The 12,890-nt window shown below is 63.3% G+C and carries 10 protein-coding genes and 3 pseudogenes; 6 read left to right on the top strand and 7 right to left on the bottom strand.

The features are described from left to right. Positions 1 to 91 precede the first annotated feature (91 nt). A complete protein-coding gene (gene thpD, locus Q427_RS06275) occupies positions 92 to 1,000 on the bottom strand; it encodes an ectoine hydroxylase (RefSeq protein ID WP_043512095.1) in 909 nt (302 codons plus the stop codon). 307 nt (positions 1,001 to 1,307) lie between these two features. Further along, positions 1,308 to 1,784, bottom strand: coding sequence for a YbhB/YbcL family Raf kinase inhibitor-like protein (locus tag Q427_RS06280; RefSeq protein ID WP_043512049.1), 477 nt, complete (start codon positions 1,782 to 1,784; stop codon positions 1,308 to 1,310). Positions 1,785 to 1,928: 144 nt separating this feature from the next. Here Q427_RS06280 and Q427_RS06285 point away from each other — a divergent pair, with 144 nt between their 5' ends. After that, positions 1,929 to 2,390, top strand: coding sequence for a flavodoxin family protein (locus Q427_RS06285; protein ID WP_043512051.1), 462 nt, complete (start codon positions 1,929 to 1,931; stop codon positions 2,388 to 2,390). Between the two features lie 115 nt (positions 2,391 to 2,505). Here Q427_RS06285 and Q427_RS06290 read toward each other — a convergent pair whose 3' ends face one another. The 3 genes and pseudogenes from Q427_RS06290 to fadB form a co-directional block, all read right to left on the bottom strand. Next, positions 2,506 to 2,691, bottom strand: a complete 186-nt coding sequence (locus Q427_RS06290; protein WP_043512054.1) for a CCGSCS motif protein — start codon at positions 2,689 to 2,691, stop codon at positions 2,506 to 2,508. Between the two features lie 132 nt (positions 2,692 to 2,823). Continuing rightward, a complete protein-coding gene (gene fadA, locus Q427_RS06295; protein WP_043512055.1) occupies positions 2,824 to 4,002 on the bottom strand; it encodes an acetyl-CoA C-acyltransferase FadA in 1,179 nt (392 codons plus the stop codon). Positions 4,003 to 4,030: 28 nt separating this feature from the next. After that, positions 4,031 to 6,216, bottom strand: a pseudogene (gene fadB, locus Q427_RS06300) (fatty acid oxidation complex subunit alpha FadB). Between the two features lie 201 nt (positions 6,217 to 6,417). Here fadB and Q427_RS06305 point away from each other — a divergent pair. Continuing rightward, positions 6,418 to 7,665 (top strand): DUF5924 family protein, encoded by a 1,248-nt coding sequence (locus Q427_RS06305; RefSeq protein WP_442905458.1) that lies wholly within the window; start codon positions 6,418 to 6,420, stop codon positions 7,663 to 7,665. A 103-nt stretch (positions 7,666 to 7,768) separates the two neighbouring features. Beyond that, entirely contained in the window at positions 7,769 to 8,212 is a 444-nt protein-coding gene (slyA, locus tag Q427_RS06310) for a transcriptional regulator SlyA (RefSeq protein WP_043512057.1), read from the top strand. Between the two features lie 23 nt (positions 8,213 to 8,235). Here the strand turns inward: slyA and Q427_RS06315 are convergent, their stop codons facing one another. Continuing rightward, positions 8,236 to 8,778 carry a hypothetical protein gene (locus Q427_RS06315; protein ID WP_043512058.1) on the bottom strand — a complete coding sequence of 181 codons (543 nt, stop codon included), beginning with the start codon at positions 8,776 to 8,778 and terminating at the stop codon, positions 8,236 to 8,238. A gap of 105 nt (positions 8,779 to 8,883) precedes the next feature. Between Q427_RS06315 and Q427_RS06320 the strand changes: the two genes are divergently transcribed. After that, on the top strand, positions 8,884 to 9,339 hold the full coding sequence (locus Q427_RS06320; protein WP_043512060.1) for a universal stress protein: 456 nt from the start codon (positions 8,884 to 8,886) through the stop codon (positions 9,337 to 9,339). Positions 9,340 to 9,454: 115 nt separating this feature from the next. Here the strand turns inward: Q427_RS06320 and Q427_RS06325 are convergent. Next, a pseudogene (locus tag Q427_RS06325) lies at positions 9,455 to 11,379 on the bottom strand (ATP-binding cassette domain-containing protein). A gap of 97 nt (positions 11,380 to 11,476) precedes the next feature. Between Q427_RS06325 and Q427_RS06330 the strand changes: the two are divergent. Together Q427_RS06330 and Q427_RS06335 are read left to right on the top strand one after the other, a co-directional pair. Beyond that, positions 11,477 to 12,399: pseudogene (locus Q427_RS06330) on the top strand (TatD family hydrolase). 1 nt (position 12,400) lies between these two features. Beyond that, positions 12,401 to 12,880, top strand: a complete 480-nt coding sequence (locus tag Q427_RS06335) for a hypothetical protein (protein WP_043512061.1) — start codon at positions 12,401 to 12,403, stop codon at positions 12,878 to 12,880. The last annotated feature ends 10 nt before the right edge of the window (positions 12,881 to 12,890 follow it).

The raw sequence follows: 12,890 nt of genomic DNA on the forward strand, positions 1-12,890 counted from the left end.
TATCGGTCGGCCTCTTCAGCCTGGGAGGCTACTCTAGTGCCGGTCGGCCGGCAAACCCATCCCGCAGGGCCCCATGCGTATTACCCGATCCCTAGCTGATAGGCCTCAACGGGCTCCAGTCAGAGCGGTTGGCCAGAAACTCAGGGCGAGGCCGGTTGCCACAGAAAGGGTTCAACAAGCCATTCTCGACGCTGTTATAGACGAAGAAAAGGTTGCTCCTGGGCCAGCAGGACATGTTCATGTTGGAACCGTGCATGGTGTTGCATTCGAACAGCACCAGCGAACCCGGCCCCCCCTTGGGCGCCTCGATGTCCCCCTCCAGCATCAGCTTGCGCAGGCTGGCATTGTCAGGCACGCCAATGTCCTGGCTCTTCAGGGACGCCTTGTAGTTGTCTTCGGGAGTGCGTCCCACGCAGGGAATGAAGAAATTGTGGGAGCCGGGCACCAGCATCAGCGGCCCGTTGAACTCGCCGTTCTCTGTCAGGATGATCGAGCAGCTCAACGAGCGCATGCGGGGCATGCCGTCTTCACTGTGCCAGGTCTCGAAATCGGAGTGCCAGTTGAAGCCCTTGCCCTTGAATCCGGGCTTGTAGTTGATGCGTGACTGATGGATATAGACGTCACTGCCCAGCAGTTGCTGGACCATCGCCAGCAGTCGCGGATCCCGGGTCAAGCGGCTGAAGCGTTCGGAAATTTCATGGATTCCGAAGATCGAGCGGATCTCCTGGCGCCCGGGCTCGAGCACAGTGCCCTCGGAAAGCTTGAGGTCTTCATCCTCCTCGTAGTCACTCAACTCCTGAATGAAGGCGTCCATCTCCCCCTTGTCGAAATAATCCTCGAAGGAGAGAAAACCCTTCTGCTCGTACTCTCTGAGCTGCTCCTCGTTCAGCGGGCCATCCCGGCGTCGCGCTCCCTCGCTATATACAACGGGGTCGATGCGCTCAAACATTCCCAGTTTACGCTCCAACCGGGTCGGAAACAGATCCTGAGCGTCGTTCATTGCATGCTCCTCCTTGATCATCTGGAACCACCCATTTCCTGATGGGTAATCCCACCCTAGACACTCCGGTAGCGCCATGCAAAGCGACTTTGTTTCATGACATTGCGGCTGTAAACACTTGGCATAGCCCCTTTCTTGACTGTGCCGAAATGTTCGCCGAGATAATCGTTCCGAGCCCATCTGCCAAGCGAGAGGTCGCTCGCTGCGTTCAACGCTTCGACCTCTCTGTTCAAGTGGAAAACTGCCAACGCGAGGCCCGCCCCGGGTCGGGAGCGCTGCGCGTGAGGCTACCTAAGCGCGCCTTGCTTCAGGTTCGCTCGTAGGTTCCGATCAGGCGGTTCATGCCCAGCAGGTGGGGCTCGAGCTGCTTGAGCAGCTCGGGCAGGCCGAGGCCTTCCGGAAGGTCGGTCGGCTTGTCCAGGGCCAGCACCCAGAAGTAGTAGTGATGCTGTCCGTGTCCTTCCGGCGGCATGGGGCCACCATAGCCCATGTTGCCGAAATCGTTCTTGCCCCGGGTGCCTTCACCGGTGTTCTCCGCCAGGGAGGTGGTCGAGCCCGGCAGGTTATAGAGCAGCCAATGGACGAACCCGTAGCCACCGTTCTGCACCAGGGGGGCATCCGGGTCGTGGCAGATGATGGCATACCCCCTGGCGTTATCAGGCGCATCGTGCCAGCTCAACGCCGGTGACACATCATCTCCCTCACCGGTGAATTTCTCCGGTATCGCGCCATGGGCGTTGAATGCAGAACTCTCCAGCTGCATGTTCGACAGTGCAAAGGCCATTGCAGACGTCCTCCTTGGTTCCAGTGATCGTTCCGGTAAATAGCTTGTGAATGGTTCCTGTAAATCGTACGCGTGATTTCAGCGCTTGGAAGAGAATAGGCGAGGTGCTGAAACAGCGTCGGAAAAAGCCGTTAGACTGTCAATATGAAACAGCTTCTGATCGTGGCCCATGCGCCCTCCCCCAATACGCAGAGGCTCCGCGAAGCCGCCGAACGCGGGGCACGACACCCCGAGGTCGAGACGGTGGACGTCATCGTCAAGCCCCCCCTGGAAACGGGACCCGACGACGTGCGGGCCTGCGATGCCATCCTGCTGGGGACCACCGAAAACCTGGGCTACATGAGCGGTGCGCTGAAGGATTTCTTCGACCGCTGCTACTACCCGGTACTGGAAGAGAAACAGGGGCTGCCCTGCGCCCTCTATGTCCGCGCCGGGCATGATGGCACGGGCACACGCCGGGCGGTGGAAGGCATCGTCACCGGGCTTCGCTGGAAGTGGGTGCAGGCACCGCTGATTCTGCGCGGCGAATGGCAAGAATCCTTCGTCGACCAGGTTGAGGAGCTAGGCCTCTATCTGGCAGCGGGGCTCGAGGCGGGCGTGCTGTAGCACACCGATAGCCACTACCGGTCGACTCAGCGACCCATGAAAAACGGGCATGCCTGGAAGGGCACGCCCGCTGCTGATCGTTTGGTGATGACTATCTTACAAGTGCTGGCCCGGGTTAGTGACAGGACCCGCAGCACACGCCAGGCTCCCCATGTTTTGCCTTCTTTTCTGCGTCGGCGCTGGCAGCTTCGCCCGCACTGGCATCCGTACCTGACGCTGTTGCCGGAACCGGCTCCTGGGTCTGCACGACTTGCTTCTCTTCTACCTTGTCCTTCTTGAACAGGTTCTTGAGCCGGCTCATGGGGGTGACCTCTGCAGTGGAATTAAAAGATGCATAAAACATGCATCTTATTGTTCGGCGAACAGGTCGTCAACGAATCCCATGAAAAAGGCCCCCTCCCGAAGGAGGGGGGCCACCAACTGCTGGAAGGACTTACTTCAAGCGTTCGAATACCGTCGCCACGCCCTGCCCCATGCCGATACACATGGTGGCCAGGCCCAGCGTGGTATCACGCTGCTGCATCACGTTGAGCAGCGTGGTGCTGATACGAGCACCGGAGCAGCCCAGCGGATGGCCCAGGGCGATGGCGCCACCGTTGAGGTTCACCTTCTCGTCCATGGCGTCGAGGAAACCAAGGTCCTTGAGCACCGGGATACCCTGGGCGGCAAAGGCCTCGTTGAGTTCCACGGTCTGGATGTCGGCAGAGGAGAGACCTGCCGCCTTGAGCGCTTTCTGCGAGGCGGGAACCGGGCCGTAGCCCATGATCGAGGCATCGCAGCCGGCTACGCCGGTCGACAATACCCTGGCGATCGGCTCGAGACCCAGCGCCTGGGCACGCTCGTAGCTCATCACCGCCATGCCCGCGGCACCCACGGAGAGCGCCGAGGAAGTCCCTGCGGTGACGGTGCCGCCCCGCGGGTCGAAGACTGGCTTGAGCTCGGCCATCTTCTCCAGGCTGGCATCGCTGCGCACGACTTCATCATGCTTGAACAGGGTCTTGAAGCCCCGCTGGTCATGACCTTCGACACCGATGATCTCGTTGTCGAAATAACCCTTCTCGTTGGCCGCCAGGGCACGCTGGTGCGAACGCACGCCGAACTTGTCCTGCTCCTCGCGGGTGACACCGTGCATCTTGCCCAGCAACTCGGCGGTCAGGCCCATCATCATGGCCGCCTTGGCAGCATACTTGCTGGCCGCCGGGTTGACGTCGACACCGTGGGCCATGGGCACGTGCTCCATGTGCTCGACGCCGCCGATGATATAGAAGTCACCCATGCCGGCCTTGATGTTGGCCGCGGCGATATGCAGCGCGGTCATGGAAGAGCCACACAGACGGTTGACGGTCTGGGCCGGTACGCTGCGGGGGATACCGGTCATGATCGCCGCGTTACGGGCTATGTTCATGGCCTGTTCGAGGGTCTGGTTGACGCAGCCCCAGATCACGTCGTCCACTTCGGACGGATCCATATTGGGATTGCGATCGAACAGCGCCTGCATCACCGCAGCGGAGAGGTTCTCGGCTCGCACATTGCGGAACGCGCCATTCTTGGCCTTCGCCATGGCAGTACGAACGCCGTCGACCACCACGATATCTCTCGGATTCAAACTCATTTCAACTCACCTCCTGCTCGTGGTGGATTCAGCCCTGGGCCTGGGAATAGAAGCGTTCGCCGGCTTCGGCCATCTTGCGCAGCTTGTCGGTGGGGGCGTAGAGCGGCCCCAGCTCATCGGCGAGCCCCTCGGCCAGCTTGACGAACTCGCCGACACCCATGGCGTCGATGTAGCGCAGCGCGCCACCGCGGAAGGGCGGGAAACCAATGCCATAGATCAGCGCCATGTCGGCTTCGGCCGGTGTCTCGACGATGCCATCCTCCAGGCAGCGTACGGTCTCCAGGCACAGCGGCACCATCATGCGAGCGATGATGTCGTCGTCCGAGAATGTCTTCTGCTCCTTCACCACCTGCTTGACCAGCGCGTAGGCGTCATCGTCGCTGACCTTCTTCGGCTTGCCCTTGCGATCTTCCTCGTAGGCGTAGAAGCCCTTGTCGTTCTTCTGCCCCAGGCGCTCGTTCTCGTACATCACCTGGATTGCCGTCTTGGTCTCCTTGCCACTCATCTGGGCCATGCGCTCGGGGAAGCCTTCTGCCATCACTTCACCCGCGTGAACGGCGGTATCCATGCCCACCACGTCGAGCAGGTAGGCCGGCCCCATGGGCCAGCCGAACTTCTCCATCACCTTGTCGATGTGCTGGAAGTCGGCGCCCTGCTCCACCAGCAGGCTGAAGCCGCCGAAGTAGGGGAAGAGCACACGATTGACCAGGAACCCCGGGCAGTCGTTGACCACGATGGGCGTCTTGCCCATGGCACGGGCATAGGCCACGGTAGCCGCCACGGCGGCGTCGCCGGTCTTCTCGCCACGGATCACCTCGACCAGGGGCATGCGATGCACCGGGTTGAAGAAGTGCATGCCGCAGAAATTCTCGGGCCGCTTGAGGTTCTGGGCCAGGCGAGTGATGGAGATAGTCGAGGTGTTGGAAGTAAGGATGGTCTCCTCGCCCACCAGGCCTTCCACTTCGGTCAGCACCGCATCCTTCACCTTGGGGTTCTCGACCACCGCCTCGACCACCAGGTCGACATGACCGAAATCACCATAGGAGAGGGTCGGACGAATATGGGTCAGCTTCTCGGCCATCTGCTCGGTGGTCAGCTTGCCGCGCTCGGCCTGCTTGGCGAACAGCTTGCGCGACTCCTTGAGACCCAGCTCGATAGCCTCTTCCTTGATGTCCTTCATCAGGATGGGCGTGCCCTTGGAGGCGCTCTGGTAGGCGATGCCGCCACCCATGATGCCGGCGCCCAGCACGGCGGTCTGCTTGACCGCCCTGGCCTGCTTCTCGTACTTGCCGGCCTTCTTCTTGACCACCTGATCGTTGAGGAAAAGCCCCACGAGGTTGAAGGCAACATCGCTCAGCGCCAGCTTGGCAAAGGCCTTGGCCTCGATGGCCTGGGCACGAGCACGCTCTTCACCGGCGCCTTCTGGATCACCTTGATCGCTTCCACCGGTGCCGGGTAGTGCGGCCCCGCCTTGCCCTTGACGTAGCCCTTGGCGGTCTCGAAGACCATCATCTGTTCGATGGGATTGAGCTTGAGCGGCCCTTTCTTCTCGTCGCGCCGCGCCTGGTAGTCCAGTTCGCCGCTGAAGGCACGCGCCAGAATATCCAGTGCGGCGTCTTCGAGCGATTCGTTCGGTACCACGGCATCGACGGCACCCATCTTGAGCGCGGCATCGGCACGGTTCTCGGTGCCGCCGGCGATCCATTCGATGGCGTTGTCGGCCCCGATCATCCGCGGCAGGCGCACGCATCCGCCCCAGCCCGGCAGGATACCCAGCTTGGTCTCGGGCAGGCCGATCTTGGCCTTTTCACCCATGACGCGAAAATCGGTGGTCAGGGTCACCTCACAGCCACCGCCCAGCGCCAGGCCATTGATGGCGGTGACCGTGGGGAACGGCAGGTCTTCGATGGCGTTGAAGATGTCATGAACCTTGAGGTTCATCTCGACCAGATACTCTTCGCCCTTATCGAACAGACCATGGAATTCGGTGATATCGGCGCCCACGATGAAGACACCCTTGGCGCTGCCGATGACCAGCCCCTTGAGGCCGCTCTCGCCCTGGATCGCCTTGACGGCATCGTCCAGCTCGGCCACGACTGCGCTGGACAGCTTATTGATGGACTCACCCTTCAGGTCGAAGGTGAGCATGGCGATGTCGTCGCCCCCGGTCTTGGTACCGCGTGCCACCGTGATGGCATTGCCTTGATAAATCATCCACGAATCTCCACACAGAGGTTGGCGTTGGAGGAGTGCCCAGTTTCATACGGCCGTTTGATTTCTCGCAGCTTGGTGTACTACAGCCGGTTCGTCAAGCCCCGGATGCATCACCAATGGTCTAGCACAAGCGCTGAACGATACACCGGCACTACCGGATGGCTGATAGGATAGTCGCAATGTTCCGCCAAGGTGCCGTCAATGAATCTGCCCGATACGGCGCCCTCCTCGCCGCCACACAGCACCTCCCCCCGGATGCTGCGTTTCCATGGCCGCATCGAACGACTGGTCGAGCATGTTCGTCCCTGGAGCTGGCTATGGCCACCCCTTGCGTTTGCCGCCGGGGTCGGCAGCTTCTTCCTGGTGGATCGCCAGCAGTGGCTGGGCGTCGTGCTGGCACTGAGCATGCTGCTGGCCTGGATCCTGCTGCTCTCCGAGAGTCTGATCGGGCGTTTGCTGGCCCGCCGCGGCCACCCGGGCCTGCCCCGGGGCGTCACCACCTTCATCGCCCAGATGGTGCACCAGGAGACGCTCTTCTTCTGCCTACCCTTCGTGCTCGCCACGACCGTCTGGGCCAGCGGCCAGGGGTTGTTCGCCCTGCTGGTGCTCGGCATGGCGGTGTTTTCGATACTCGACCCCCTCTACTACAAGCTGGCCGAGCGGGCCCGCTGGCTCTATTTCGCCTTCCATGCCCAGTGCGTCTTCCTGGTGGTACTGGTGATCATGCCGCTGATGTTGCAGCTGACCACCGGCCAGAGCCTGAAGCTGGCCCTGGCGTGCATGCTGATATTCAGCCTGCCCAGCCTGCTGCAGCTCTTGCGGCCGATGACCATCCAACGCTGGGCCATCGTAGTGGCCATACTACCGGTATTGACGTTACTGGCCTGGGGCGGGCGCGCCTGGGTGCCACCGGCCAATCTGTGGATATCGGCAAGCGCCCTGTCACCGGCCTTCGATGTTGCAGAGCGAAGACCGGAAGGCAGCGCCCTGCTGACGCCCGACACGCTTCGCCGCCAGGGACTCTACGCCTACACGGCCATTCGTGCGCCACGGGGGCTGCGCGAAGAGGTCGTCCACGAATGGCGACACGAAGGCGAACTGATCGACCGCATTCCACTGAGCATCGACGGGGGACGCCAGGAGGGCTATCGGGCCTGGACCCACAAGCTGAATTTCCCGGAGGATCCCGCCGGCAAATGGCGCATTGATGTGATGACGGATAGCGGTCAGCGCATCGGCGTGCTGCGCTTCCAGGTAGCGCAGGATGCGTCGAAGGCCACCCTGGCCGATGGCAGGTCCTCACCACCACCGGGGCTACCTGGACTCGACCTGCACCGCCTTGTCCCCGGGAATCGCACCGGCCAGAGTGAACGGCCCGATGATGGGGACACTTCAGGCGAATCCGAGTCTCATGAAGCCCAGGATCCGGAGGCTGACTCGGACGCTTAGCGACGCCTTGATACCCCCCGGCGCCCGGCGCAAATTGCCGGGAGTTGCATTACACGCTTCGGGTCCGGACAATTCGGCAAATTCAACGCAATTGCGGAGTCCCATGCACCAGAACATCGGCTTCCGGCTCTCCCGCCTTCCCCGGCTGTGGCGGGCCATCATCGACGAGCGACTGGCGCCCCTGGGCCTGACTCAGACGCGCTGGATCACCCTCTACCATCTCTGGCGCCTCGGCGACGGGCAGCCCCAGTGCGACCTGGCCCGTGCCATCGGCGTGGAAGCGCCGTCGCTGGTGCGCACCCTCGACCAGCTCTCGGAGCAGGGCCTGATCGAACGGCGGCCCTGCGAGCAGGACCGCCGCACCAAGCGCGTCTTCCTCACCCCCGAAGCAACACCACTGCTTGAGCAGATCGATGAAGTCGTGACCCAGGCGCGACGCGAGATGCTGTCAGGCCTCAGCGATGACGACGTCAAGCAACTGGACGCCCTGCTGGCCCACATCGAAAACAATGGCCTGGCAATACAGGCCCGCGAAAGCGGCGCCTGACCCCCTCATCCTGAGTTCGGACCTTAGCCGGGGGTGGAGCCTTCTCCCTCGCCGAAGGCACGGGTGACGGGGGGCCGGTCGGCATGGCCTGCCAGGGCATCGCGCAGGCGGCGAAAGTCGGCCACATAGGTCAGGAAGCGCTCGGCGCCCTGGGACTCCCACCACCAGAGCGTGAGCCCATGTTCGCTGGACTCAACCACAAGGGCATCCTGGGGCAGGCGCATCAGCAGTGACTCCAGCGGCTCCCGCGCCTCATCCGGCAATGCGCGCAGCGGCTCGATACGCCAACGCCAGCCCGCCAGGTAGGGCTTCAGCGCGTCGCTGGCGTCACTATCACGCACCAGCAGGAACCGGGGGCCGGGGGACTCGACAGGATAGGTCCAGCGATAGCCTGGCATGGCCGTACCAATCCCATGCAGCGGCGGTGCCTCCAGCTTCACCCTGACCCCGGCTTTCGCCGCGGCATTGCGCAGCGGTGCGATGCGGCGCTGCCTGGGGCTGGGCTTGAGCCACATTACTGGTGCGACCATCAATAGCAGCACCCCGATTATCATCGCCCAAATCATCAGCTTCTCCTGAATGAATCTTGACGCAAGTCGTTGTCTTGGCTCGGCAGTCGTCCTAGAGTGAAGGCATGCCTCTCTAACCATGCCGTTTCGCAGGAGCCTGACATGAGCAATGAATACCGCCACATCCTGGTCGCCGTCGACCTGACCAAGGACTCCCACAAGGTTCTCGAGCGTGCCCTGCAGATCGCCGAACGCAACCAGGCGAAACTGTCCATCATGCATACCCTGGAGCCGCTGGGCTTCGCCTACGGCGGCGATATCCCCATGGATCTCACCAGTATTCAGGATCAGCTTGACGAGCATGCCAAACAGCGCCTGGCCGAGATAGCCGACCCCCACGTCGCCAAGGAGAACCAGCATGTGGTGGTGGGCATGCCCGATACCGAGATCCACCGCTTCGCGGAGGAGCATAGCGTCGACCTGATCGTGGTGGGCTCCCATGGACGCCATGGCTTCGCCCTGCTGCTCGGCTCCACCTCCACCGGCGTGCTGCACGGCGCCCAGTGCGACGTTCTTGCCGTACGTGTCGGCAAGAAGGGCGAGAAGAGCGCCGAGTAGGTCCCCGGCTTTATCGGCGCGCTTCTCCTGGATCGCTCCGCCTCGGGCAAGCAGAGAGTTCGCGCAGCGGGCGATGACAGGTAGGCCGCCGCCGGAGCACAGCAGCGATTTTCGCTTACTCCCCGGCGGCCATCGCCTCAAGCTCCATCCATCGCTCCATGGCCGCCTCCAGCTCGGCCTGCTTGTCGTTCAGCGCCTGCAGGGTGGCGGTAACGCTGTCGGCGTCCTGCTGGTAGAAGCCAGGATCTCCGACGCGAGACTCGAATTCAGCCACGTCGGCCTCCAGGCTCTCGATCCGTGATGGCAGCATGTCCAGCTCGCGCTGGAGCTTGTAGGAGAGCTTGACCGCTTTCTTCGCCGCTTCTGGCTCAGGTTTCCTTTTCCCCTCGGCCGGCTCAGCTGTCTGATGCGTGGGCTCGATACCCTGGCGGGCCGCCCCTTCCCAGGCGCCGGCGGCAGGCTACCGCCCTGACGAACCCAGTCGGTATAGCCGCCCACGTATTCGCGCACCTGACCCTCGCCCTCGAAGGCCAGCACCCCGGTCACCACGTTGTCCATGAAGGCGCGGTCATGGGAGACCAGCAGCAGGGTGCCCTCGAAGTTGAGCAGCAGCTCTTCCAGCAGCTCCAGCGTCTCCACATCGAGATCGTTGGTCGGCTCGTCGAGCACCAGGACGTTGGCCGGCTGGGTGAACAGCTTGGCCAGCAACAGGCGGTTGGACTCGCCGCCGGAGAGCGCCTTGACAGGCTGGCGGGCACGCTCGGGGGTGAACAGGAAATCCTGCAGGTAGCTGATGACATGCTTGTCCTTGCCACCCACGGTGACCCGATCGCTACCCTGGGCCACGTTGTCGTAGACGGTCTTCTCCGGCTCGAGACCGGCTCGAAGCTGGTCAAAATAGGCCACCTGCAGGTTGGTGCCGAGGCGGACTTCCCCCTCGCTCGGCTCGAGCTGGCCAAGCAGAATCTTGAGCAGGGTGGTCTTGCCGGCCCCGTTGCGCCCTATCAGGCCGATGCGGTCGCCACGCTGTATCTCCAGGCTGAGGTCGCGGATCACCACCTCGTTGCCGAAGCGATGGGTAACATGCTTGAGCTCGACGACCCGCTTGCCGCTGCGCTCGCCGCCGTCCACGCTGAGGTTGGCCTTGCCCTGGCGCTCGCGACGCTGGCTGCGATCTCGACGCAGCTGCTCGAGGGCACGCACCCGGCCCTCGTTGCGGGTACGGCGGGCCTTGATCCCCTGGCGAATCCACGCCTCCTCCTGGGCGAGCTTCTTGTCGAACTCGGCGTGCTCCCGTGCCTCCACCTCCAGCTCATGGCTCTTCTGTTCCTGGTACTTCGCATAGTCACCGGGATAGCGTCCCAGGCGGCCGCGATCGAGCTCCAGGATCGCCGTTGCCAGCTTCGACAGGAAGGCCCGGTCGTGGGTGATGAACAGCACCGAGCCGGGGAAGGCAGCAAGCTGCTCCTCCAGCCAGGCGATGGTGTCCAGGTCCAGGTGGTTGGTGGGCTCGTCGAGCAGCAACAGGTCTGGTTCGGCGACCAGGGCCCGGGCCAGGGCCACGCGACGACGCCAGCCACCCGACAGCGAGGCCATCTCGTCGTCGGCGGGAAGCCCCAGCCGCGTCAGCACCACGTCGATGCGCTGGTGGAAGGACCAGCCGTCGATGGCTTCCAGCCGGGTCTGGAGCTGGGCCATGCGGTTCATATCCGGGTCAGGGTCCTGGATCAAGTGATGATATTCGGCGAGCAGCTTGCCGGCCTGGGGCAGCCCTTCGGCCACCACATCGAAGATGGTCTCGCCGGACGCTGCCGGCAGGTCCTGGGCCAGCACGCCGATCTTGAGTCCCGGCGCGCGCCATATGCTGCCGCCATCAGGCAGGATCTCGCCGGCCACCAGCTTGAGCAGCGTCGACTTGCCGGTGCCGTTGCGGCCCACCAGCGCCAGTCGCTCGCCCCTCTCCAGCACCAGGTCGGCACCGTCGAGCAGTACATGGTTGCCATAGGCCAGTTGCAGCCGTTCCAGACGTAGCAGGGTCACGCGATTACCTCATCCAATCATCGAGGCGGCTAGTGTAACGCATGGCCGGCTCGCCGTGGTCCTGTACAATACGGCACACCCGGAGGCACTCGCCCCGATGCCAGATGCGACGAGGAGTTCCGCCTTGGTTGACACGACCGAGACCTGCGATGATTTTCTGCCCGAGGCGCTGCGGTTTCGCTCCCCCGCCCCGCTGGTGGATATCGGCGCCAACCTGACCCATGAGAGCTTTGCCCGTGACCTCGACGCGGTATTGGCGCGAGCCGGGCGGCCAATGTCACCGGCCTGATCCTCACCGGCACCGACCGCGAGCATGCCGAGCAGGCAGTGGAGCTGGCGCGACGCCACCCTGGTCTCCATGCCACCGCCGGGGTCCACCCCCATGACGCCAGCCGTTGGGATGCCGGGCTGCAGCGGGCCATGCAGGACCTGCACCGGCAGCCCGAGGTGGTGGCGGTGGGCGAATGCGGGCTGGATTTCAACCGCAACTTCTCGACGCCCGCGGAGCAGGAGCGCGCCTTCGAGGCACAGCTGGGTCTGGCGGTGGAGTGCGGCAAGCCGCTGTTCATCCATGAGCGCGACGCCGGCAGTCGCATGCGCGATATCCTCCACGCCTGGCGCGACGATATCCCGGACGCCGTCATCCACTGCTTCACCGCCGACCGCGCGACGCTCTTCGGCTACCGCGACCTCGATCTGCACATCGGCCTGACCGGCTGGATCTGCGATGAGCGGCGCGGTCACCACCTGCGCGAACTGGTCGGCGAGATTCCGTTGAATCGACTGATGGTGGAAACCGACTGCCCCTACCTGCTACCGCGCAATTTACCTGCCAAACTCAAGGGCAGGCGACACGAGCCGGCCTTGCTGCCCTGGATCGTGAGAGAGATCGCACACTGGCAGGGTGTCAGTGAAGTCGAGCTGGCCCACGCCACTACCCGAACCGCTCAGGCCTTCTTCCGACTGGCAGAGACCGAGGAGCCTATCGTTGCTGGCGATTCCCAGCAGGAGGAGCACTGACATGGCCGACATTCCCGGATTCATTGCCGTGGAGACCGGCGACGACAGCGACCTGCCCCTGGCCATTGCCTGGGTGCTACCGGACGGACGCATCAAGCACACCCTGATCCAGCCCGATGACGACTGGCTCGACGACGAGATGAATGCCTTGAACGGCTACAGCATGGAAGAGCTGACCAGCTTCGGTGCAAGCCCCTTGGACGTGATAAGGGAACTGGAAAACGACCACTTCAACGCCACGCTGTTCACCGCCGGCATCAGCGACGACGAGGCCGCCCTGGCTCGCCTCTTCGACACCTACGGCCTCGACCCCTTCGTCGAACTCGCCCCGGCCGACAGCCTCTATCCCGCTCTGGCCGGCGGTGAATGGAGCCGTGCCCGCAACGAGCTGTTCGGCGAGATGGGGCTCGAGCCGATGCGGCCCGAGCACGAGGTCGAGGTGATGCTGCGACTGCACGAGCGCCTGGGCCTCGCCGAGTAGTGACCTTGTG

The sequence above is a fragment of the Halomonas sp. BC04 genome, from assembly GCF_000568385.1.

Coding starts and splice junctions, on each gene's coding strand:
- thpD (WP_043512095.1), bottom strand. CDS start 1,000: ATGAACGACGCTCAGGATCTGTTTCCGACCCGGTTGGAGCGTAAACTG.
- Q427_RS06280 (WP_043512049.1), bottom strand. CDS start 1,784: ATGGCCTTTGCACTGTCGAACATGCAGCTGGAGAGTTCTGCATTCAAC.
- Q427_RS06285 (WP_043512051.1), top strand. CDS start 1,929: ATGAAACAGCTTCTGATCGTGGCCCATGCGCCCTCCCCCAATACGCAG.
- Q427_RS06290 (WP_043512054.1), bottom strand. CDS start 2,691: ATGAGCCGGCTCAAGAACCTGTTCAAGAAGGACAAGGTAGAAGAGAAG.
- fadA (WP_043512055.1), bottom strand. CDS start 4,002: ATGAGTTTGAATCCGAGAGATATCGTGGTGGTCGACGGCGTTCGTACT.
- Q427_RS06305 (WP_442905458.1), top strand. CDS start 6,418: ATGAATCTGCCCGATACGGCGCCCTCCTCGCCGCCACACAGCACCTCC.
- slyA (WP_043512057.1), top strand. CDS start 7,769: ATGCACCAGAACATCGGCTTCCGGCTCTCCCGCCTTCCCCGGCTGTGG.
- Q427_RS06315 (WP_043512058.1), bottom strand. CDS start 8,778: ATGATTTGGGCGATGATAATCGGGGTGCTGCTATTGATGGTCGCACCA.
- Q427_RS06320 (WP_043512060.1), top strand. CDS start 8,884: ATGAGCAATGAATACCGCCACATCCTGGTCGCCGTCGACCTGACCAAG.
- Q427_RS06335 (WP_043512061.1), top strand. CDS start 12,401: ATGGCCGACATTCCCGGATTCATTGCCGTGGAGACCGGCGACGACAGC.